This window comes from Colwellia sp. 5_MG-2023, assembly GCF_030547795.1.
Lineage (GTDB): Bacteria > Pseudomonadota > Gammaproteobacteria > Enterobacterales > Alteromonadaceae > Colwellia.
The window spans coordinates 102,830-127,009 of the sequence record NZ_JAUOPW010000005.1; the positions used below are offsets into that span (position 1 = coordinate 102,830).

A 24,180-nucleotide genomic window follows, 5' to 3' on the forward strand; every position below is an offset into this window, starting at 1 on the left:
TTGAAAGAAACATGGCTATGAAATCACTGAAGTTACGCTATTTTATGCTGCAAATTACCGCTTTGTATAAATTAATTCATTTGTTAAAAAATGTTACACCAATTGCCACTAGCATTATTTTAACGAATTATATTAATACCAACACAAATTGGTAAGAAATGTGAGTTTACACCATGATGAAATAGTAGATTCAACATAACTCTTTGGATGACAAAGAGAGAATGGAGGTAAATACCACTTATGCAATGTATTGTGCCATATGTGCTTATTTATAATATGAAGAAAGTGACTATACTAGCTTCGTTTGAATTACGCCTATGGCTGCACTCGTTTAGCTGCATCATAAACTGCATGTTATGGTGAGGTAATTAACACTTAGATGGATAGTGTATGGATTATCAATTTGTAAAACTAAGTGTAATGTCAGCGTTGGTGTTAGTTATGTAATTTTACGTCAGCAATTTAAAAGAAGTATTACTTCAATTTAATTTTTTAAAGGAATCAATTTATTATGTGGATAATTTTTGCATTACTCGCGACCGTTTTTTTCGGTGCCCGAGGAATAATGTATCAATGGACATCACAGAAGAAACTTAATCGTAATTTATTATTATTTGGTGTGTTTTTTGTTGGCTTTATTATCAGTATTTCAGGCGTGATTTTATTAGATCAGCAATGGTATGGTTGGGCAGATGTAGTTGTTGGTTTGGCATTGGGTTTTGGCTCTTTTGCCGCTAATGCTTTTTTGCATAAAGGCTTTTCAGTTGGTAAGGCCTCTCTCATTAGTGTTTTGTCAGGGTTAACACCTTTATTTGTACTGGCATTTGCCTTTTTGTTGTGGAGTGAAACGTTAACGTCACTTCAGTTACTTGGTTTTTTTATTATTTTTGGTGGCTTGTATATTATTCGCTATTCTAACGATATTTCTTTAACAAATTTACAAGGTGCGCAATGGGGATTACTTGCGGCTTTATTCTTCGCCTTTAATGACTTATTAGGCAAGCAGTCAACCTTGCTTGAAGCAGATACTTTTGCAACCTTAACGTCAATGTTTGGTTTTGGTAGTTTTCTTTTTGCTATGAATTGGATAGTAAAACGTAAAACTGGTGTTGTTGATCCGCATAATACTCAGTCAGATTGGTCAGAAATAAAAACATTTTCTTGTGGGTTGCTTATTGGTTTGTCTAACGTAGCGGGTATGGTTGCAATAATATCAGCTTTTGCCATCGGCAATACCGGATTAGTCTCTGCTATTTCGGGCATGAATATTTTAATTATTTTGCTTTATTCTCGTATTATTTTAAAAGAGTCTTTTACTCGACAAGAGTTGCTCGGGTTAATAACTGCTTTTATAGGCGTTATTGTGCTGAGGTTGAGTTATTAGCAATAATTTTACCGATTAAACAATAATAAAGCAGCCGAACAAAATCATAAAATACACTGCGGTACTTTCAACAAAGTGTCGCCGTGTATGTCCATCAATAATCTTACACAATAATGGGTTCTCTTTATTGTGAAAATCATATCAATTTTTACTTTCATTTTGCTAATCATGAAAGCTAATCGAGGCGCTTTGAGCACAATAATAATCTCGAAATGCATACATCATTGTGTGAATGTTTAGCTTGGTGGCAAATAAATCATTAACAAAGAGGAGTATTAAAAATGAAAAAGAAGTTAGCACTAATAGGCTGTGGTTATTTAAGTCAAACTATTGCTCAAGCAATAAAAGAGGGGGCTCTTCCTGAATATGAGCTGATTGCGGTATTAGGTCGAAATCCAATCAGAACAAAACAATTTGCTGATTATTTTAATTGTAAACCTTGTACCGATATTGATGGGTTGATGGCGTTAAAACCTGAATTTGTTGCAGAAGCTGCATCAGCTGAGTCCGTCATTGATTATACTGAAAGAATATTAGCAGATGGTGCACATATTATTGTTTTATCTACGGCAGCATTTGCAGATGTTGAGTTATATCAAAGGGCTGTAAAAGTTGCAGCAGACAATAATACTAAAATCTATATTGCTGGTGGTGCAACGGGAGGGTTTAACCTTCTTCAAACAGCTGCATTGATGAGTGCCACACCGATTGATGTGATTATAACATCTAAAAAATCACCTGGCTTTATTGCTCGAACACCTTTTTATAAAGATGGCTTGATGAAGATCACTGAGCAAGAAAGAGTTTTTACGGGCACAGCGAAGCAAATTGTTGAGGTTTTTCCTTATGTTTTTAATGTGATTTATGCCACCTCACTAGCGAGCGCTGGGCCCGAAGCGACTAAATTTAATATTGACGCCGTGCCTAACTTTACTGGCGATGATTATAGGATTGAAGTGAAAGGCGATAATGTTGCGTTAGATTTAACGATTAAGTCAGGTGATTATGCTATTGCAGCTTGGAGCGTTGTTTCCATTCTAAAAAATGCTGCATCCCCAGTGGTTTTTATGTAGGAATAGTTCAAAAAACACTGTCACGATTAATAGATTTTAAACGTAAAAGTAAAGGGGGCTTGCTCATACAGTGGTTTTCAATTTTATCATTGATTAGGTTACTTGATCGGAATTCCGTGCATGTGGTTGAATAAAATCGGGATGACAGATTGGGGTATAAATCAGTTAATAAAAAAGCAGATACAGCTACAAGTATCTGCTTTTTGCTTAACATATAAATTAATCGGCTAAGATTTTGTTACTTTTTATTGCTGATGATTCTTGTTCGACAATTACTTTTGAGGCGTAATCAAGTACTTCTCACCAGTGGCTTGTTTCGAGTAAGCTGCTATCGATTTTAATTGTAGTGCTTCTGCCAATGAAACTTCATGTGTATATTTGCTAGCAAATGTTGTGGTGATTTCATCGGCAACACGTTTACGCATCCCCATCACTGTTTTAGTGCCTAGTTTACCTAGTGCATTGAATAATAAGAATCCATTAACAGCCCAAGCAAAACCGAAGTTACGATTTAAGGTAATAGGGCCACGATCTAATGCACCATAAATGTAAACTTGTTTAAAAGTATCTGAGCCGTATACGCTATGTTCTGTCATATCACGAGACGCAGCAACTTCCATACAATTAAGGATGTCACTTGTTAATTTCCCGCCACCAATTGGGTCGAATGCAATGGTTGCACCTGTTTCAATAATTGCTGCAGTTAAGTCAGCAAGGAAAGTTTCGCTGCTTGAGTTAATCACATATTTTGCACCCATATCACGCAACAAGGTTTCTTGCTCAGCTTTACGCACAATATTGATTAAATCAACACCATCAGCAATACAAATGCGATTCAACATTTGTCCAAGACTCGATGCTGCTGCTGCATGAACGATTGCCTTATGACCTTCAGCACGCATGGTTTCAACCATAGCTAATGCCGTAAGAGGGTTAACAAAAGAAGATGCACCTTCTTTAGCTGTAGTCCCTTCTTTTAACACTAAGCAGCTTTGAACATTAGCACATAAATATTGACGATAAGTGCCACCACCAATAACCGCAACTGTTTTACCCATTAATGCTTGTGCCGCAGGAGAAGAGCCGGCCGCTACCACGGTTCCTGCACCTTCATTACCAACGGGGGTTGCTTTACCTACACGGGTTTTAACTGCAGGCATAAACTTAGCTGGGACGTCAGCAGTAATTGCTGGGCTTTGCTCTGTGCCTGATTGTTTCGCTGTTGACATATCAGCGACGCTGAACAGCACAGCTAAGTCTGATGGATTTAATGGTGCAGCTTCTACGCGAATAACGACTTCATCAGCACCTGGTTGTGGTATTTCTAAGTCTTGTAGCGCTAATGTTAATTTATTGTCTTCACTGATTGTTGAAGTAAGCTGAATATTTGATTTTGTCATGAGTTTTGCTCCTGCAAATTATAAATTTTGAATCAATAACCTTGTTGCTATTGATTGTGTTTTGTTACTTTTTTGAATCTATTGGTAGCGATAATGCTATTAATTTTTATAAATTACTGCTATCTCGCATTAGCTGCTTTAATTTGAGCGGTCACTTTTTCGATAAACTCAGGCATATTTGCTAGGCGGTCGGCCTCTACTTTTTGAGAAATAGTTAATTGGCTCATTTTATTGTTCCATTCTTTCATTCCAGCGACTTCTGCAAGTACATCCCATTCAAGTTGACTAGTAGCAAAAGTGTTAACAATGGTGTTGACGTAATAAACATAAATGTCAGCCATGGTAAATTGTTCACCTGCAATCCAAGGGGAAAATTTACACAAGCGGCTTAAGGCGCTAATTCCACGGTGCTTTAATACTTGGCGAACTTCAGTTTTAACTGATTCAGGCGCATCGGTGCCTGACAGTGCATAAGGAATAAGTCGTCTGCTTGGTAATTCAAAATAAAGCTCTGCTATTTTCATAATTTGACGAACAACCGCACGTTCACTAGCCTCTTCAGGGTATAGTGCTGTGGTTGGGTAAGTATCTTCAATAAAATCACAAATAACGCTCGACTCGGAAATGTTAAGACCTTCAGTTGTTGTTATAACTGGTACTTTTCCGGCTGGACTGATTGCCAGTAACTCGTCACTACCCCCATAAACAAGGTGTTCTTTAAATGGCAGGTTTTTGTATAGAAGTACATGTTTCACTAGGTTGTAATAGTTGCTAGCGGCAAAACCGTGCAGAGTAATCATAAGTCAGTATTCCATCATTAACGTGAAAATTTTCTAATTGTGCAAAGTGCAATTAAAGCGTCTGTATTTAAAACATTGCAACGGCGTTAGTTTGCAATGTTTAACTTAAAATCTATTATTACCTATTTAAATATGATGATATATAGGTGAAAATACCAATCACTATTGCTTTAAAGACAATAATAGTGCAAAAATTATTTATGGAGAAAAAAGTTGGATCAACTTCGTGCAATACGCTATTTCAGTACAGTCGTTGAAACGGGTAGCTTTACTAAAGCAGCAAAGGTTTTTAATGTGCCTCCATCATCATTATCTAGACGTGTGGCTGATTTAGAAAAGAGTTTAGGAGCCACTTTGTTAAAACGATCCACCCGAATTGTTAAACTAACAGAAGTAGGACAAATATATTATAAAGATGTACAGCAAATATTGAATCAACTAGCACAAAGTAATGAAACTGTGCGTAGCTATCAAACAACGCCAATGGGACGTTTACGTATCAGTTCGATGGTAGGCTTTGGTGATAAAATATTACTACCTTTGTTAGACGAATTCAGTAAGTTATATCCTGAAATTGTTCTAGATGTTAGTTTGAGCGACGAATTATCAACACTTGGACGTGATGATGTCGATATTGCAATTCGCGGTGGCTATGCGCCAAATGAGCGAGTTTTAGCAATACGATTAATGGAAAATGGCTTTATTCCTGTTGCTTCACCAAGCTATTTAGATAAGTACGGCATGCCTAACAATGTAATGGATCTTAAAGAGCATAAAGGGCTTTATTTCAAAACACCAGCAGGACCAACACCCTGGTTATGTAAAATGAATGGTCAATGGCATGATGTATCAGGGCCCGCTGTAGCCATTTCAAACAACGGTCCTTGGTTAGCAAGAAAGGCCTGTAATGGTGAAGGTATTCTTATGTCAACGCGATGGGCACTCGCTTCACTTTTAGAATCAGGGCAGTTACAAGAACTTAAGTTTGAGCATGAATTAGCGATCACGCAAAATTCTGACTTTGCAGTGTATTTGTTGTATCAAAAACAGCGCTACTTAGTACCCAAAGTAAAAGCGGCTGTAGACTTTTTGGTGAAAAACATAAAAGTAGCCAATGAATATTAAAAAAACTGAACAGTAAAAAGGAAATATTTGTTTTAGCAGTCAACAGCTTATAATAGTCATCCTATCTTTTTTACCTTTTAACTCAAAGCCACTAGTTACCGTTTATGATTGTGATAATCTAAATAAAAAAATTTAGGATAAAAATATGAAATATACACTTTTATTGTCAACTTGTTTGCTACTTAGTGCTTGTGTCACTAAACCCACAGAACACGCTGATATTGTGATTAGTAATGCCACTATTGTTGATGTAAAAACAGGTGAACTAAATAAAGAACAGTCATTAGCTATTCGTGATGGTGTGATTATTGAACGCAGTAGTCATTCACTAAAAAATAATTATATTGTTGAGCAGCATATTGATGCTAATGATCAATTTATTATGCCTGGCTTGTGGGATATGCATGTACATTTTGGTGGTGGTAAAGAGTTAATTGCAGATAATAAACAGCTTTTACCATTGTATATTGCTTACGGTATTACCACTGTTCGAGATGCTGCTGCTGATTTAAGTGAGTCAGTGTTAAGCTGGCGTGAGCAAGTAAATAACAACCAGTTAGTTGGTCCAACCATTTACACTTCAGGACCAAAACTTGAGGGTAAAGATTCTATTTGGCCGGGTGATCTTGAAGTAGAAACAGTTGAAGAAATGAATGCGGCGATTGATAGCCTTGATGAGATGAATGTCGACTTTATCAAAATTACCGATAGTGCGTTAACACCAGCACTTTATTTAAAAGCGGTTAAAGAAGTTAAGAAACGTGGTTACCAAATATCGGGACATATTCCTTTTTCATTATCAGTTACCGATGTTTCTAATGCCGGATTAGATGCCATAGAACATATGACCTACTTATTAAAAGCAGCAGCTATTAATGAGCCTGAAATCTCAAAAAAAGTAGCTTCAGGTGAGCTTAGTTACCGTAGTGCTTTACCTATCATTACGGAAAATATTGATAAAAAAACTGCATTAAGTAAGTACGCAGTACTCGCTAACAATAATACAGCGGTTGTACCAACCTTAATTGGTGGACAAGTTATCGCTTATATTGATGAAGATAACCACCAAAATGATGAATTTTTAAATTATCTTGGTGAAGGGCTTAAAGCGACTTATCAATGGCGTGTCGATAGAGCTAATAAAGATACTCCTGAGCAAATAAAACAACGTAAAGAACGTTTTATAAAAACAGCTCAATTACTTGTGTTGGCACAACAGGCAGGTGTGTCCATTATTGCAGGTACTGATGCTGGCTTTTTAAATTCTTATATTTACCCTGGCATATCACTTCATCAGGAGCTAGCTATTTTTAGTGACTATGGTTTAACACCTTTACAAACTTTACAATCAGCTACGCTTGCCGGCCCTAAGTTTTTAGGTAAAAGTGAACAGTTTGGCGAATTGAGTAAAGGTAAAACAGCTGATATTATTTTCTTAAGTGATAACCCGTTAATTGATGTGCGTAATACGCAAAAACTTACTGGAGTTGTTTCACATAATCGTTATTATGATCAAGCTGATTTGGCGCAATTAAAAGCGCAAGCCAAGCAACTTGCTAATAATTGATAGTTCGTCAAAATACTTATTTATTAATTAAATAATCAAAACCGAGCGACCAGAAGTTATTTTCTAACTTTTTCAATGGTCGCTTTTTTGATCCTGGTGCTGCATTGTATAAAATCAGGTTAATAAGATCAGAGCTAACCGCAGGGTTACTATGAAAATAATCATGTCCGATTAAACCACCTGATTTTGGTACTTTAATTAAACTAACATTGCCAACAGAATTAAAGATGTTTTGCTCATTTTTATTAACATCTTTTGTATTTAATCGTCCAAAACTCAAGCCATTTGTTAACCATTGAGAAATGCCTAAGGCGCTATCTTCTTGAGAGGTGTAAATAGTGATTTTTCCAAATGCAGGTCCAAATTGTTCAGCCATTAATCTTTGTTTGATAATACCAAAATCTAAATCGGGAGCCGCTAAAATTAAGTTTTCAATACGTAAGTCTTTTCTTGGGTTTCCACCACTGGCTCTATTTTCTATTATTAGTTCTCGTAACGTTGTGGTGACTACATCTGTACCACGGCTATGAGCAATGATATGAATTTTTTCTATTTCAGGATTTTTAAAGAGTAGTCGTAAGGTTTCTTTTAAATGAAAAATAGTAAATTGCCCTGATTCTTTATCTGCAAAGTAGGCATTAAAACCTTTGGCCGCAGCAGGCCAAGAATATACCACAGGCACACCCTGTCGTTTCATAAAGTGCCAAATACCTGCAAGGGTAAATACGGATTCGTTAAAGGTGTTATTAAAGCCATGTACAAATAAAACCACATCTTTATTTGCACTGTTTTTTAAGCGCTGGTTAATCTGGCGGTTGAGTTGATTTTCATGAAAAGACTTTTTCTCTAGAATCTCTTCATCAATTTGAAGTCGATCTTCTATGATTTTAAATTTATAAGGGGATAAAGGAAAACGTCCTTGCTCGTCTACTTGCTCTAAAACATAAGTTAAGTCGGTAGAGCGCTCTTGAAGATTACTTTGTACTAGTAATTCATTCCACGGTAGTGATTTATCGCCAAAATTTACTTTGGCAACACCGTAAGCAATCGATGATGAGCGACTGGCATCATATTTTATATTTTTTTTCGGGGAGGTGCCTCGATCAGTAACATATATCAGCTCCATACCGGTTTCACGTAGCGCCTCTGGGATATCCTTTTCTGAGTATGGCGTATTTATAAATACATTTGGTGTTGGCATTAATTTGGGATTAGAAGAGCAAGCTGATAACAAGAGCACTAAAAGCGAAACGAAGATAGAAGACTTACCTGTAAAGTGGAAAAACATATTTATTCCTTATTTTCGATTCTTATAATTAGTGAGCAGGAGAATGCAAAATTTAATATACAAATTTAATACACAAATTTAATATAAACAGTTAAGAATAAAGGTTAATACCAAAGCTAATATGCAAGGTTATAGCTACAGTTTTAGTGGATATAGTACCTAAATTTATAATCAAACCAATAAAATATAGCAGACTTATTCAGCCTTAGGAATTTTGTTGTGAGGTTGTTTTCGTGTTATTGGAATAGTATTGGCTCTTTTACCTAAAAATGGTTAGTGTAATTCTACCGGTATTAAAAGCGCAATTGGATATTTAGCTAAAAGGCAGTTGACTTGATTAACTTAGTTTATACCAATCTCACTAACTATGTGATCATTTTTACTTGCTAAAATCACCAACTACATCGTTATTTATTTAATAATTAGAACAACTAGTTATTGAAATAAATGCCTTGTATTTGGCAATTTTTTCTACGTATAAATTTGTTCACTTAATTAATGAAACTGGTATTAGGTGATTCTTTATGGAGAAAAACTCTCTCAAAATTAACCTGTTACTAATTTTTAATGAGAGAATTTTTGATGTTTTATTTCGTACTGAATGGGTTACTATCTTCAGTCTATTTGGATAATACGTTGTAGACATATTAGCACTGAAATAAAAGTAACTTTCTATTCCATTGGCTCTTCAGTAGTAAAGGGCATTAACAGTACACGCATTGCTGGGCGCAAGGCTATTAAAATGGTTTCTTTATCAACACTTGGATTAAGTGCTCTACGTAAGGTAATGCCACTTATCATTGAAAACATTACTTCTATGCGACTTTCAAGCTCTTTCTCGCTGAGATCTTTTATTAAACTACGTTCACCTACTAATAAGCTGCGCATTTTATTCCTTGCGTAGCAGTCAGACTTTTGTAGTTGCTCTGAAACTTTATCGTTACGTGCAGCTTCGGCGAACATTTCTAAATTAAGCGCCCTTTGAGTGACATCACTATGATGATCTACAGCATGATCTAAGCCATCGATTAAAATTGTGACTAAATCTCCAGATTGATCTTCAAATTCTTGAAAAATTGAGAACATTGTTTCCATATCTTGCTCAATAATCGATTCAATAATGGCTTCTTTACTGGCAAAATAATTATAAATATGACCTGCGCTCATTCCCGCCGTTTTGGATATTTCGGCCATTCCGGCACCGTGATAACCTTTACGTCTAAAACAGTCTGCAGCTGCGCATAAAACTTGTTCACGTCGAGCTTGCGCAATCGCAGGATCTGTTTGTCTTTTAGATTTTTCTTTCATAGTAACTCCGAAAAGCACAGCTTCCCTTTAACCTAATACTTATCACTAGTTTACAAGACCTCAATTAACAATATTATGAGTTAAATCAACGAACTTATAAACGAGTGATAAAATATTAATTCTGTGGCACTAACGATTATTTACTCTGTTGAGTAGGTCGTTGCCAACCACCACCAATTGCTTTGTATAAACTAATTTGGCTAGTAATATAAGCTTGTTTACCACTAATAAGCTGTTGTCCTGCACTATACCAATTACGTTGTGCATCCAGCACTTGTAAATAACTATCAGCACCTTTTTCAAAACGTGCTTCAGAAAGTGTAAAGGATACTTTATTACTGTTATATAGCTCTTCAAGTGCACTTAACTGTTGCATATAACCCTCTCTATCCGTAAGCGCATCAGAAACTTCTCTAAACGCTTGTTGAATGGTTTGTTCATAGCTGGCTAAGGCAATTTCTTGCTGGGTTTGTGCTACATCTAAATTTGCTTGATTACGCCCCATATTGAATATAGGAATCGTTATTGAAGGGATAAAACTCCAAGTGCCAGTTCCGCCTGAAAACAAATTATCAAGATCAGCTGAAGCAGTGCCTGCATTTGCCGTTAGTGTAATACTTGGAAAAAACGCTGCCTTAGCGACACCAATATTAGCGTTCGCTGCTAATAACTTAAACTCAGCTGCTTTAATATCAGGGCGTTGTTCAAGTAATTCCGACGGTAAACCAACGGGAACATTGGGGAAGTTTAGTACTTCATCCAAGCTCTCAATGGGTAATAAGTCTGCCGCAACAGGTTTGCCTACTAATAGATCAAGTGCATTTTTATCACGTTTTAACATCCGTTGATAATTTGCAATATCAACTTTTGCCGCGGCCACTGTGCTTTGAATTTGCGCTAAGGTTAACTTTGATGCAGCGCCTAGCGCGTAGCTTTTTTCGGTTAATGCTAATGAAGCTTGCTGGCTTTTTAGTGTTTCCATTGCAAGTGTTAATTGTTCTTTATCAGCAGCATAATTTAACCAGGCATTGGCTAATTCAGAGATTAAGCTAATTTTTACACTCGTTTGAGTTTGCTCTGAGGCATACAAGGTTTGTAGTGCTTGATCTGATTGATTGCGAACCTTACCCCATAAATCTAGTTCATACGCTGTCATACCGACGGTAGCTGAATAGCTTTCACTAATTTGTGCACTACCTGTAGATGATAAATCGCTGGGTAAGCGCTGACGCGTACCCGAGGCAGCAATATCAAGTGATGGATATAAAGCTGAGTCTTCAATTTGATAAAGTGCACGTACTTGCTGCACATTAAGCGCAGCAAGTTTAATGTCTTTATTATGAGTCAGTGTTTGCTCAATCAGTTTTTGTAGTTTTTCATTGGTAAAAAATTGCTGCCAGTGTAAATCAGTAATATCACCTTGTTGGCTTTGTACTGCATAACTTTCTGGTACTGGCAGGGCAATATCTTCACGTGGTGGCGCCATTTGACAGGCACTTAGCACTACAACACTTAAACTGGCTAAACTGAATGTTTTAAATGTCATTATGATTTATCCTCTGCCACAGTTTTATGTTTACCTGGAAAAACTCGACGTACTAATACAAAGAATAATGGCACGAATAATACTACGATTAATGATGAGGCTAACGTACCACCAATAACTGAGATACCGAGTGCATTTTGTGCACCTGAGCCAGCACTTGACGCGATTGCAAGTGGTAATACACCACAAATAAATGCCATTGATGTCATTAGTATAGGGCGTAGACGTAGTTTTACTGCGGCAATGGCTGATTCAACTAATGGCATACCTTCATCCATTTTATGAATAGCAAACTCCACAATTAAAATTGCATTTTTTGACGCCAAGCCTATGGTTGTTAGCAAGCCTACTTGTAAGTAAATATCGTTTGATAAACCACCTAGGAATGCTGCCATGGTCGCACCAAAAACTCCTAATGGTACTATCATCATAACCGCCGCAGGTACTGACCAGCTTTCATATAATGCTGCTAAACATAAGAATACAATTAATAGCGAAAGGGCATATAATAATGGTGCTTGACCACCACTTAAACGCTCTTCATATGAAATACCTGTCCATTCAAAACCAACACCGGCAGGTAAGTTTTTAACTAACCTTTCGATTTCATCCATCGCTTGACCTGTACTATAACCTGGCGCAGCTGCACCTTGAATTTCCATTGCTGAAAAACCGTTATAACGTTCAAGACGAGGTGACCCGTAAGTCCAATATGATTGAGCAAAAGCGGTAAATGGCACCATATCACCGTTACTATTACGTACATACCATTTATCTAAATCTTCTGGAACCATACGTGACTCAGCGCTACCTTGCAGGTACACTTTTTTCACACGACCACGATCAATAAAGTCATTCACATAACTACTACCCCATGCGGTAGATAACGTACTGTTAATATCAGATTGTGTTAGACCTAGTGCTTGGGCTTTGGCTAAATCGATATCGAGTTCAAGTTCGGGTTTATCTTCTTGACCATTCGGGCGAACGCCTGCTAACACAGGGCTTTGAGAAGCCATGCCAAGTAACATATTACGCGCTTCGAGTAATTTGTCGTGTCCCAGTCCTACACGGTCTTGTAAAAATAAAGTAAAACCATTAGCAGTACCAAGCTCCATAACCGCAGGAGGAGGGAATGCAAAAATAAAGGCTTCTTTTATGGTTGAGAAAAAGCCCATTGCTTTACCTGCAACGGCACCAACAGAAAGGTTTGGATCTTGACGTTCATCCCAATGATTTAAACCAACAAAGCCAATTGCTGCATTTTGTCCAGAGCCGGCGAAACTAAAACCTGTTACCGTGAATATTGAACGCACTGCATCAGACTGATCTTCTAAATAATGACGCTCCATTTTTTGCACTACATTCAAGGTTTGCTCAGTTGTTGATCCCGCAGGTAAACTAACTAAGTTGAACAAAATACCTTGGTCTTCATCTGGTAAAAAGGCTGAAGGTAATTGTGCAAAAATATAAATCATGCCACCAACAATGAGGCCGTAACATAATAAATAGCGTTTGCTTAGTCTAATCATACGACCAACAAAACTTTGTGCACCAGCATTGGTTTTATCAAAACCACGATTAAAGGCCATAAAGAAGCGACCAATAAATGATGAATCATTATGTACATGGCTTGGTTTTAACATTGTTGCACATAAAGCAGGTGTTAAAATTAGGGCAACCAATACTGATAAACTCATCGCGGTAACTAAGGTGACCGAGAACTGTTTATAAATAACCCCGGTAGAACCGCTGAAAAAGGCCATAGGCACAAATACTGCCGATAACACCATTGCGATACCGACTAAGGCACCTTTAATTTCATCCATAGATTTACGTGTCGCTTCTAGAGGAGAAAGTTTTTCTTCTGTCATGACACGTTCAACGTTTTCAACGACAACAATGGCATCATCTACTAATAAGCCAATTGCTAATACCATTGCAAACATGGTTAAGGTGTTAATTGAATAACCTAACGTTTGTAGTACCGCTAAGGTACCTAATAATACAACGGGTACCGCAATTGTTGGAATTAATGTTGCGCGGAAGTTTTGTAAAAATAGATACATAACTAAAAATACTAAAACGACGGCTTCAACTAAGGTACTGACTACTTTTTCAATTGATAACTTAACAAAAGGAGTGGTGTCATAAGGAATAACTGTTGCTAAACCTTCAGGGAAAAGCGGCTCTAACTCTGCAAGGGCCGCTTTAATCGCATCGCCTGTATCAAGCGCGTTAGCACCACTTGCTAATTTAATACCTAAACCTGAAGCAGGTTTACCATTAAAACGTGCAACAACGGCATAACTTTCACCACCAAGCTCGACTCTAGCTACATCGCTTAAACGCACCACAGAACCATCAGTATTGGTTTTAACAAAAATATTTTCAAATTGTTCAGGCGTTTGTAAACGACTTTGAGCAGTAACTGTCGCATTTAACTGTTGGCCTGATATTGCTGGCAAAGCACCAAGTTGACCTGCTGATACTTGCGCATTCTGTGCACTGATAGAAGCACTGATGTCTGAAGGGGTTAGTTTATATTTTTGTAACATATCTGGATCTAACCAGATACGCATCGCATATTGCGAACCAAATAATTGTACTTCACCAACGCCATTTACTCGAGAGATGATATCTTGCACATTGGATGCTACATAGTCACCAATGTCGATATTACTCATGCTGCCATTTTCTGAAACAAAGCCGACAACCATTAAAAAGTTACGGGCAGATTTAGCAACCGAAACACCTTGGCGCTGTACTTCTTGAGGTAGTAACGGTGTTGCTAACGCAAGTTTATTTTGCACTTGAACTTGTGCAATATCTGGATCAGTATCGGCATCAAAAGTTAGTGTTAATGTTGCTGAACCGTTAGATTCAGACGTAGATGACATATAAAGTAAGCCATCTAAGCCTTTCATTTTTTGTTCAATAACTTGGGTAACCGTATCTTCTAATGTACGTGCAGATGCACCTGGATAGCTAGCTTTAATGCTAATTGTAGGTGGTGCAATTGACGGATATTGAGCAATCGGTAAACTCTTAATTGCAAGGATACCAGCCAACATAACAACAATGGCAAGTACCCAAGCAAAAATAGGCCGATCGATAAAAAATCGTGACATTTATGTGCTCCGTTATTGAATTTTAGCGATTGATTCGGCTGGCACTGCATTAACAGGGGCACCCGGTGCTATTTTTTGTAAGCCTTCAACAATCACTTGATCGCCATCATTTAAGCCACTTGTTACCAACCAATTAGAGCCTACGGTACGGTCAGTTTTTAATACTCGAGCTTCAACAGTGTTGTTTTTACTAACCACCATCGCTGTAGGTTCGCCCTTACTATTACGACTAACACCACGTTGTGGTACTAAGATTGCGTTAGCTTTAACACCTTCAACAATGACAGCTCTAACATACATACCTGGTAACAGTAGTTTTTCAGGGTTTGGAAATTCAGCTCGTAAGGTGACCGAGCCGGTGCTTGGGTCAACAATTACTTCTGAAAATTGAAGAGTGCCTTGATGCGGGTATACTGAGCCATCTTCCATTTTTAGCTCAACTTTTGATTGTGAAGTAAGATCTTTATTGAGCTCGCCATTGGCAATAGCTTTTTTCAAACGTGTTAATTCACTGCTTGATTGGGTAAGGTCAATATAAATGGGATCAAGTTGAGTAACTGTTGCTAGTGCAGTTGCCTGATTAGCACTTACTAAAGCTCCAGCTGTAACATTAGATTTACCTATTTGACCACTGATAGGCGATGAAACCTTACTATAGTTAATATTAATTTGCGCTGTTTTAAGTTGTGCTTGTGCGGTGAGTAAGTCAGCTTGCGCACTTTTATAATTAGCATCTGCTTCATCATAGTCTTGCTGGCTAACAGCTTTTATTTCTAGTAGCTCTGCATAACGATCTGATTTAGCTTTTGCATTAGCAATATTTGCTTGCGCTTTACTGATAGCGGCTTTACTGCTTGCTATTTGCGCTTCAAATGTTGCTGGATCAATTTGATATAACGCTTGACCTTTTTTAACTTCGGCACCTTCAGTAAATAAGCGCGTTTGTACAATACCATTTACTTGTGGACGAATTTGCGCTACTCGTGAGGCAGTCACTCGACCTGGTAACTCTTTTGTAAGTGTTAGTGGTTGGCTTGTTAATTTAATAACGCCAACAGGAGTAGGCTGCCGAGCCGGTGCATTTGCCTGCTGATTTTGTTCGCAACCAGATAAAACAATTGCACTTGCTAAAGCAGTGATAATAAAAATAATGACGCGTGAACGCTGCATGTTAACCAATCTCTCTTTTAGGGTGAACGTTCATTCTAATTTAATTTTTGATGTTTTCCAACACTAATAAACAATTTTTTTTTAAAAAAATAATTTATTTTAGCCTGTTTATTCAGTTGTTAATCATTTAATTAAGTGCAATATCAGTGAGGTTAATAACGTCTTAATTCTCTTTTAAATCGTTAGTTACAAATCATAAAAAAATTTACTTTAAAATTATTAGAGTAATAACTTTAATTTCAAGCATTTTTATATTTTAAAATTAATAAGTTAGATGAATTTTGCCAACTAAGGCTATAGGACTGAGTTAATGAAATGACTTACATTGAATTTTTTAGTTATATTGTTGTGATGCTGAAAGTCAGAGACGTTATCGCTTCATTAAAGTGATTTTATATTCACAATAACAGACTAAAAATAATATAGTAGACGAAATAAATTGGGGATAAAATATAAACAATTTAATCTTAAGTTATACTTAGTAATGCCGATACACTTTTATAAGCGCTAACTAATGAAGGTAATACCATGAGCTCACCCATTAATAGTATGAATACCGTTATGGCAAAAAATCCCTATAGCCAAGATACCAGTTCTATGACTAAGTCGACAGACAGTAATAACAGCGTTGAAGACCCGCAAGTTACAACAGGTCAAACTGGCGAGGTTCAGGAGTCTATCGCGGTTTCTCAAAAGAAACAGCTTAATGCAGCTATTATTGAATCAACGTTAGAATTTAGTAATTCACTTGGTGATCAACCTTTATCATTAGCATTGAAAGCAGCTTTACAAGGTATTAATGAAGCATTGCAAGTAAGTGGTGTTGAAAGCAGTGTGGAAGATGCTTATGAGTCTGGCCTTGATTTTAGTCCTGAAGCAACAGCAGAGCGTATTGTGTCTTTTAGTACGCAATTTTTAGGTGCTTTTAGAGAGCAAAATCCTGATCTGAGTGAAGAAGAATCTCTTAATGCATTTATGGATGTTATCGGTAGTGGCATTGATCAAGGTTTTGGTGAAGCGAAAGACATATTGGGCGGTTTGAATGTATTAGAAGGTGAAGTAAGTGATACGATTAATACCACTTACGATCTTGTTCAAGAAGGATTGCAGGCCTTTGTTGATTCATTGAATGAAAAAGAAGAAGAGAGTGCCACTGAGTAAGATGCTTGCTTTCGATCGATAATTTTTCGTTGGTTGTTGTAATACTGAATATATTTAAGAAGTCAAAAATAAATCATCTTTGACTTCTCCTTGAAATCTTCTAGAGTCAAACCTCAATTACTTTTTGGTATTAGATTGATGGTGTAGTTATTACAAGTCACTTCGCCATCCCATGCCGGACTCTTCCATTAATCGTTCATATACACCTTCTATATTAAGTGGCAGCCAAGCTTCATATTGTCTTAAGTCTTTAAATTCACTTAACTTGACATTTTGCTTTATTTCATCAAGCGTTTGACCAGCTAAAATACCTTCGGTAACTTTACTGTACAGCTGTTTTAGGTAACGTAAATAGCGTTTTACATCATCCTTATTACCCATGTCAGCATGGCCACCGACAAAGGTATTAAAGTCATAATGAAGGACAGCTTGTGTGGAATTAATCATACCTTGGATATCGTAACTCCACAGTTTTTGCCATGGCATTCTACCTATCATTATCCAATCAACTACAAATAAGGTTTTTTGTTTTTCAAACAACATACTTATTGAGCCTCGACCGTCATTTGGTCCATGATAATTAAGTTTAACGTTTGAATCTCCTAGCGTCAGTGTGAGTTCGTTATCGAATATTAGATCAGGGCTAACTGTTTTCATTTTAGTATTTTTAATATCTTGTGCACTTAACCTATGAGCAACGAAGATTGTATGTGGGCTTTTAAATACTTCTGCACCGTAAATATGGTCGCTGTGATTATGACTATAAATGACATATTTAACAGGTACGTTAAAACGCGTTTTAATTTGTTCATTCAGCCAGGTAGCCGCTTTTTTATTAAGAGGGTCGGTAACAATGGCACCTTGTGGAGTGATCAAAAATACTGAGCGGTGTCTATCGTCTATAAAGCGGTATAAGCCATCGCCTAATTCTTCAATTTCAAGTGCCTGTACAGTGAAGCCTACAATAAGTAGCACTCCTGTTAATAGTTTTATCAATGACCCGGGCATACACCATTCCTTTAATAGAAAAAAATAATAATCTTGTTAAAAGAAGAGAGGAGAATAAGGTAAAAAATTTCAGCTAATTGTTTTCAGTGCGTCATCTTTAACTAATTATGTTCGAGATAGAATAGCTGTAATGAAATGATAAATAAATTATATAACTACATAATTGCCCTACATTTGGTGGTTAAGCTTACGACAATAAAGTATTAACGTTTAATTTTTATAGTTAATTTTGACGTTGAATTCTTAATGTTTAAGCATAATTTATTGGGGTTTAAAATGATGAAAAATTCGTGGGCAGCTTTACTGGTAGGAGTGTGTAGTTTATCACTAAGTGCATGTAATAATGGTAGTGAATTAACTCAGCAATATAGTGATACTAACGCGTTTACTTTAATAAGCCCTGCTATGGAAGACGGTGGTAAATTACCTGTTACTTATACTTGTGATGGTGAAAGTGTTCACCCTCCTTTTAGTTGGAGTGGGGCACCTGAAACTACACAATCTTATACCTTGATTATGCATCATAATGCACCAGATGGTGTTCATTGGTACTGGACGATGTACAACATCAATGGGGATGCCACACAAATAAATAGTGGTGAAACACTCGGTTTATTGGGTAGTAATAGTGTTAACGATATAAACGAATATGCGCCACCGTGCTCTAAAGGTCCTGGAGTGAAAAATTATACTTACACTCTTTATGCTTTGTCTGAGCCGGTTACTTTTCCTGAACGTAGTGTTTCTAATGAGCATGAAAAAGTCGATCGAGAGACACTTTTAGCGGCAATGAAAGATATCACGTTAGATTCTGCACAAATGACTGTAAGTTATGAGCGTGATAACCAGAGGGCAAAAGGTGAGAGGGGAGCAAATAAACGTTCAAATGGTGGGATGAAAAAAGGCGTTGAAAAAAGACCTAAGCCAGCTCCTTTTATTCAACCTGATTTGACTAAACACATTGATTCTGCTCGTTGCACTACAATTCAACAGTCGGTAAGTGACGCAGGTTTTGATAAAAATGTTGATGTAATTTGCGATGAAACCTATGCCTACATTGCATCTTCTACCTATCCTGATCATGAAATGATGACAGGCATTACGGGCACTAATGAACAAATTCCCGTACCTGCACAAGGTTATGCAGCACCGATTAAACTCGAACCTAAAAAAGCAGATACATTAACCACTATTGATGCTGCCGTTGGCGTAGCTGTAAATGGTGTACCTATTTATGACTATTCATCGCAAGGTGAGTTAGATGTCAGTCAATATGATGCTAAACACGATACCTTAGTGTTAGGGCAGTTAGATAACTGTGGAGGGCATTCTGGTCGAGGTGACGACTATCATTATCATGTGTCACCAACGTGTATGATTGAGACTATGAAAAATAAAGACGATGATAGCATTATTGGTTGGGCATACGATGGTTATCCATTGTATGGCGACAAGAATCCTGACGGCAGTGAAATCAGTAAAGGTGATTTAGATGTGTGTAATGGTCAGGCAGATGACACTTTTGGTTATCGTTATCAAACCTCAGTAACTCCACCTTATATCATTCAATGTTTAGTTGGTGAAGTTGATACCGCAAAATTACCTAGAGTTGCTCCATTAAGTGGTGATACGCAAGGAATAAGAGCTGATCTTCGTCCACCTGCAGGTGGTGTTGAAAACTTAACTCACACAGTGTCAAAAGATGGCAGCCGTACTATGCGTTATTCATATCAAGGTGAAGAGTATTTCACGACTTATACGCCATCAAAGCAGGGGGATAGCTGCTATGATTTTAAACAAAAAACTATTAGTAATGGTGGTAAAGTTGAAGAAGGCACTTTTTGCAGAAACAGTGACCAAGCAAAAGCTGAACCAGCGAAAAATTTAGCTACAGAGCAAGAAGGCAGACCTAAGTCTGAACCTAAGCGTAAGCAAAATGTTTTAACACCATTAGTCACTGTTAATGCTACTAATCCAAACATTTCAGGTGAACACCATTTTAAGCTAGAAGCATGGGCTGACAACTGGTTTGCAGCATATGTTGGTGAAAATCTTCTTATTGAAGATTCAGTCTCTATAACCACTGAGCGTTCTTTTAATGCAGAAAGGGTTATCTTTTCTGAGGATTATCCTATCCAGCTTAATTTGATTATTAAAGATTTTAAGCAAAATGATTCAGGGTTAGAGTACATAGGTGCCAGAAACCAACAAATGGGTGATGGCGGTTTTATTATGCAAGTAACTGATATAGATACTAATGAAGTTGTTTCTGTTACAGATAGTAGTTGGAAATGTGAAGTACTTCATCGAGCGCCTTTGAACAAGTTATGTGAGCAAGAGTCTAACCCTGTTGCTGGCGAAGGCTATTGTACTTTTATGTCTAAAGAAGCGCCTAACAATTGGTTAAAAACTGATTTTGATGATTCATCTTGGGATAATGCAACTGAACATAATACTGCCTCGGTAGGGCCAAAAGATGGTTATAACGAGATAACTTGGGATGAAAATGCTCAGATAATCTGGGGTGATGATCTTGAAACTGTAAATACATTAATTTGTCGTGCAACCATTGAGCAACCTGAATCTCAACAGTAATAAATAACCGAGGTAACTAGAATGACGTTAGTTAGAAAATTGAAATGTACAAAAACCTTGCGTGCTTTAATGTTCGCTTGTATTGGTTATTTTATAACGCTTAGCATACCTTTAAGTGCTCATATTTTAAATGAGACAACTGCGCAAGTTATTTTAAGAGACGGGCAAATAGAAGTGAAAATGTATACCGATCTTGAACATTTTAGTGCTGCTTTACAAAGTGATCAGGCTTGGTTATTGGGCGATATTGATGCCGTAATGCCTGATAATTTAAATGCTAGCCAACAGGAAGCTTTCATTGTTGATGCGCTTAAACAAAAAATGCTTTTAACGGTAAATGGAAAACCGATAAGTATTGAAACTGCTTATTTAGGAACCGTTGTGGATAAAAATGATGATCACACCAGAGAAATTATTTTTCAAGCAAGACATAGTTATTCAAAGGTAACTGAACTCTCGGTTTCATTTCATAAAAGCTTAGGAGCAGTTCATACGAGTTTTGTTAAGCCTCAGTACAAATTACTCAGTGCTGGCGCTACTGCTCATATGACTTTTTAGCTCTTTAATATATAGATAGGTTTACTTAACAATAATTTGAGTAAGTCTATCTATTATATGAAAACCTCAATTGTAGGCATATAGTCAATATGCAATACTGCTACAAAGTATAAAGCCATGATCTTAAATACCAGAGAGCCTATGAAGTTAATCCATAAATTCTTTTTAGCTTTTTTCATCACTAATATAACCTTAGTTGGCTTAATGTTTGCGTTTATCTATATGAATTTCTCAGTAGAGTTTAATCACTTTGTTGAAAAAGAAGAACATAAGCATCTTAACGAGGTTAAGCAACAACTTGTAAGTCTCTACTCTGAATTCGGCTCTTGGGATCCTATTAGTGACAATACACAACTATGGCGTTCTATTGTTGCACCTGAAAAGAATCCAAATACGTCAGAAGTATATTCAAAAGACAATACTAGCTTTGCCCATAATACGCAGAGCATTAATAATAAAAAAGTAATAAATAAACAAGCAGCCACGCAAAAAAAGTCACCATCGATGTTATGGGTAAACCTTCCCGCTAATTTATTACAAACAGGTAAACGCATCAGTTTGTATGATGAAAATAAACAAGTTGTTGTTGGTAGGGCTGATATAAATGAAAACCCTTATATCGAAGCTGTTTTATTAAATAATACCGTGATCGGCTGGATCGGTTTAGTGCCTTCAAATTTAGTTGAAAATAGTCCAGCTGAAGCTTTTTTATCGGCACAACTTCATAATTATTTATTGATCACCTTATTCGTTATTCTCCTGGCTTTTATTATGGCAATTGTGTTATCTCGACATTTAATTAAGCCAATCAAACAAATTGTTGTCGGTACGAGTGAGCTTAATAAAGGAAACTTTTCCAGTAGAATTAAACCGCTTACTCAGGATGAACTAGGGACCTTATCTAAGAACTTTAATGAATTGGCGGGTACGCTTGAACATAATCAACAAATGCGGTTTCAGTGGGTGTCTGATACGTCTCATGAATTAAGAACACCGCTTACTGTTCTACGCTCGCACTTATTAGCTGTGCAAGAAGGTGTTTTTATTGCTGATGAAAAGCGCATTAGTTTACTCATTAATCAGGTTGATAATTTAAGTCATATTGTTGATGATCTTGCCCAATTAACTAACAGCGATACAGCTAACTTAACTTATAATGCGGTAGATATTGACGTATGCGAAATGCTTCAACAATTAATTGAAAGTTATACACCTAGATTTGAAGAGCACAACTTATCGCTTAATAGTCAAGCTTTACAACATACAGATTCATGCCTAGTTAGTGGTGATAAAGATAGGTTGCACCAGCTATTTGCAAACTTATTAGAAAATACCTGCCGATATACTCATGCTGGTGGACAAATAAATATAGAAATTAATAAATTTGAGCATGAGTTAGTGATAATTGTTCATGACTCTGCGCCAGGTGTGTTGCCTGAGGAGCATACCAAACTTTTTGAACGTTTCTACCGTGTAGAAAAATCAAGAAATAGAGATTATGGCGGCTCAGGACTTGGTTTATCACTATGTAAACAAATAGCAGAGGCACATGGTGGAGATATTGCTATACAAGATTCACCATTAGGTGGCTTGGCGGTAAAAGTTACCTTTCCTATTGTAGGTTAATATAATGACAACACATAAAATACTGATTGTTGAAGATGAAGAGCACATTGCTGAAGTTCTAATCGCTTACTGCAAACAACAAGGTTACTGCACTGAACATTTTAATAGTGGGCAGGACGTGGTTAATTTTGTAAAAAATAATCATGTTGATTTAATTCTGTTAGATTTAATGTTGCCAGATGTAGACGGTATTACACTGTGTAAAGAAGTCAGGTTGTTCTCGAATGTCCCTATTATTATGGTCACAGCTAAAAGCGAAGAGATCGATCGCTTATTGGGTTTAAACCTTGGTGCTGATGATTATATCTGTAAGCCTTTTAGCCCAAAAGAGGTGATTGCAAGAATACAGGCTGTGTTAAGAAGAACTCAGCAAACTAAAATGAATATTATTTATCAATCGGGGTTTGAGGTACATAAAGAAGATTATGTTGCGCTTCTTAAGGGGAAGGATATAGGTTTTACTGCGGTTGAGTTTAAAATATTCCTGCTTTTTATCAGTCAGGTTGGTCGTGTGTTTACTCGTGAAGATATTATTAACGCTATATATAATCAGGCGTTAGATATGTCAGATCGTAATATTGATACCCATATAAAAAATATACGTAAAAAGATAAACGAGATAGAAGAGGGGGTAAACCCGATCTCTGCAGTTTATGGTGTTGGTTATAAATTTAAAGAAATACTTTAGTTAATTAATTGTACCTTTCGGTAAGGTTTGACTTAAAATGTACCGTTAAGTACAATTGGTTTTATACTTGGTTGTTTAATTCGGAGTCATTGTGTCTAGCGGTAGAAAAAAATTATTTGATGAAAATACAGCTTTAAATGCTGCCATGGATGTTTTTTGGCAAAAGGGCTATGTTGGTGCTTCTCTTACTGATTTAACTAAGCGTATGGGAATTAATAAGCCGAGTATGTACAGTGCTTTTGGTAATAAAGAAGCGTTATTTGTTAAAGCGACCCAGTGCTATATTGATACTAAAATGAAGCCACTTATTAGCCTGCTTTTTGAAGAAAAAGTGACACTAAAACAACGTTTAAAAAATCATATGATGTCTATTGTAGCTATGCAATGTGATACAAGTGATGCAAAAGGTTGTTATTTGGCATTATGTCAGTCAGAGCTTGTAAGCGGTGATATTCCTGAACAAGCAGAGCAGTTACTTAAAGAAGCCGATGCTATGCCAATTCAAGTTTATACCGAACTGTTTAATAGTGATGCTGAGGCTATTAAATTAGGGCTAAATAATAATGCTCAAGCCAATGCGTTAAGTCTATACACTATATTAAAGGGGACTGCTTCGATGGCGCGATCTGGCATTGATAAATCAGAGCTTGAATATAGTATTGATAGTATTCTTGTTGGTATAGGTGTGCAATAAATAGTGTTAATTCATTTATAGAAATTAAATAAGACTCACTCAGTTAATAAAAATTGAG

Annotated in this window: 18 protein-coding genes; 10 read left to right on the forward strand and 8 right to left on the reverse strand. The window is 36.7% G+C overall.

The window, feature by feature from the left end; genetic code table 11:
- The first annotated feature begins 511 nt into the window (after positions 1 to 511).
- Positions 512 to 1,384 carry a DMT family transporter gene (locus Q4496_RS06055; protein WP_215974371.1) on the forward strand — a complete coding sequence of 291 codons (873 nt, stop codon included), beginning with the start codon at positions 512 to 514 and terminating at the stop codon, positions 1,382 to 1,384.
- Positions 1,385 to 1,665: 281 nt separating this feature from the next.
- Complete coding sequence (locus Q4496_RS06060) at positions 1,666 to 2,457, forward strand: aspartate dehydrogenase domain-containing protein (protein WP_303602673.1); 792 nt, start codon at positions 1,666 to 1,668, stop codon at positions 2,455 to 2,457.
- A gap of 272 nt (positions 2,458 to 2,729) precedes the next feature.
- Here the strand turns inward: Q4496_RS06060 and Q4496_RS06065 are convergent, their stop codons facing one another.
- Both Q4496_RS06065 and Q4496_RS06070 read right to left on the reverse strand, forming a co-directional pair.
- Positions 2,730 to 3,857: a zinc-binding dehydrogenase gene (locus tag Q4496_RS06065; protein WP_215974369.1), complete on the reverse strand. Its 1,128-nt coding sequence runs from the start codon at positions 3,855 to 3,857 to the stop codon at positions 2,730 to 2,732.
- 119 nt (positions 3,858 to 3,976) lie between these two features.
- Positions 3,977 to 4,657: a glutathione S-transferase family protein gene (locus Q4496_RS06070; RefSeq protein WP_303610069.1), complete on the reverse strand. Its 681-nt coding sequence runs from the start codon at positions 4,655 to 4,657 to the stop codon at positions 3,977 to 3,979.
- 213 nt (positions 4,658 to 4,870) lie between these two features.
- Between Q4496_RS06070 and Q4496_RS06075 the strand changes: the two genes are divergently transcribed.
- The gene (locus tag Q4496_RS06075; RefSeq protein ID WP_303610070.1) at positions 4,871 to 5,782 is read left to right on the forward strand and encodes a LysR family transcriptional regulator; all 912 of its coding nucleotides are present in this window, start codon (positions 4,871 to 4,873) and stop codon (positions 5,780 to 5,782) included.
- Positions 5,783 to 5,927: 145 nt separating this feature from the next.
- Positions 5,928 to 7,349, forward strand: a complete 1,422-nt coding sequence (locus Q4496_RS06080) for an amidohydrolase family protein (protein WP_303610071.1) — start codon at positions 5,928 to 5,930, stop codon at positions 7,347 to 7,349.
- 16 nt (positions 7,350 to 7,365) lie between these two features.
- On the opposite strand, the gene Q4496_RS06085 is transcribed toward Q4496_RS06080, so the two are convergent.
- From Q4496_RS06085 to Q4496_RS06105, 5 genes are all read right to left on the reverse strand, one after another.
- Positions 7,366 to 8,637, reverse strand: coding sequence for an alpha/beta hydrolase (locus Q4496_RS06085; protein WP_215974365.1), 1,272 nt, complete (start codon positions 8,635 to 8,637; stop codon positions 7,366 to 7,368).
- Positions 8,638 to 9,309: 672 nt separating this feature from the next.
- Positions 9,310 to 9,945, reverse strand: coding sequence for a TetR/AcrR family transcriptional regulator (locus Q4496_RS06090; RefSeq protein ID WP_215974364.1), 636 nt, complete (start codon positions 9,943 to 9,945; stop codon positions 9,310 to 9,312).
- Positions 9,946 to 10,081: 136 nt separating this feature from the next.
- Positions 10,082 to 11,491, reverse strand: a complete 1,410-nt coding sequence (locus tag Q4496_RS06095; protein WP_303610072.1) for an efflux transporter outer membrane subunit — start codon at positions 11,489 to 11,491, stop codon at positions 10,082 to 10,084.
- The gene (locus Q4496_RS06100) at positions 11,491 to 14,622 is read right to left on the reverse strand and encodes an efflux RND transporter permease subunit (protein WP_303610073.1); all 3,132 of its coding nucleotides are present in this window, start codon (positions 14,620 to 14,622) and stop codon (positions 11,491 to 11,493) included. Before Q4496_RS06100 ends, Q4496_RS06095 begins: the two co-directional genes overlap by 1 nt.
- A gap of 12 nt (positions 14,623 to 14,634) precedes the next feature.
- The gene (locus Q4496_RS06105) at positions 14,635 to 15,792 is read right to left on the reverse strand and encodes an efflux RND transporter periplasmic adaptor subunit (protein WP_303602682.1); all 1,158 of its coding nucleotides are present in this window, start codon (positions 15,790 to 15,792) and stop codon (positions 14,635 to 14,637) included.
- 528 nt (positions 15,793 to 16,320) lie between these two features.
- On the opposite strand from Q4496_RS06105, the gene Q4496_RS06110 reads away from it, so the two are divergent.
- Complete coding sequence (locus tag Q4496_RS06110) at positions 16,321 to 16,953, forward strand: DUF5610 domain-containing protein (protein WP_303610074.1); 633 nt, start codon at positions 16,321 to 16,323, stop codon at positions 16,951 to 16,953.
- A 150-nt stretch (positions 16,954 to 17,103) separates the two neighbouring features.
- Here Q4496_RS06110 and Q4496_RS06115 read toward each other — a convergent pair whose 3' ends face one another.
- On the reverse strand, positions 17,104 to 17,961 hold the full coding sequence (locus Q4496_RS06115) for an MBL fold metallo-hydrolase (protein ID WP_303610075.1): 858 nt from the start codon (positions 17,959 to 17,961) through the stop codon (positions 17,104 to 17,106).
- Positions 17,962 to 18,237: 276 nt separating this feature from the next.
- On the opposite strand from Q4496_RS06115, the gene Q4496_RS06120 reads away from it, so the two are divergent.
- The 5 genes from Q4496_RS06120 to Q4496_RS06140 all read left to right on the forward strand — a co-directional run bounded on the left by Q4496_RS06120 (position 18,238) and on the right by Q4496_RS06140 (position 24,122).
- Complete coding sequence (locus Q4496_RS06120) at positions 18,238 to 20,556, forward strand: YHYH protein (RefSeq protein WP_303610076.1); 2,319 nt, start codon at positions 18,238 to 18,240, stop codon at positions 20,554 to 20,556.
- A gap of 21 nt (positions 20,557 to 20,577) precedes the next feature.
- Positions 20,578 to 21,114 carry a hypothetical protein gene (locus Q4496_RS06125; RefSeq protein ID WP_303602685.1) on the forward strand — a complete coding sequence of 179 codons (537 nt, stop codon included), beginning with the start codon at positions 20,578 to 20,580 and terminating at the stop codon, positions 21,112 to 21,114.
- A 117-nt stretch (positions 21,115 to 21,231) separates the two neighbouring features.
- A complete protein-coding gene (locus Q4496_RS06130) occupies positions 21,232 to 22,740 on the forward strand; it encodes an ATP-binding protein (RefSeq protein WP_303610077.1) in 1,509 nt (502 codons plus the stop codon).
- Positions 22,741 to 22,744: 4 nt separating this feature from the next.
- Positions 22,745 to 23,428, forward strand: coding sequence for a response regulator (locus tag Q4496_RS06135; RefSeq protein ID WP_215974358.1), 684 nt, complete (start codon positions 22,745 to 22,747; stop codon positions 23,426 to 23,428).
- A gap of 91 nt (positions 23,429 to 23,519) precedes the next feature.
- Complete coding sequence (locus Q4496_RS06140) at positions 23,520 to 24,122, forward strand: TetR/AcrR family transcriptional regulator (RefSeq protein WP_215974357.1); 603 nt, start codon at positions 23,520 to 23,522, stop codon at positions 24,120 to 24,122.
- Positions 24,123 to 24,180: the final 58 nt, after the last annotated feature.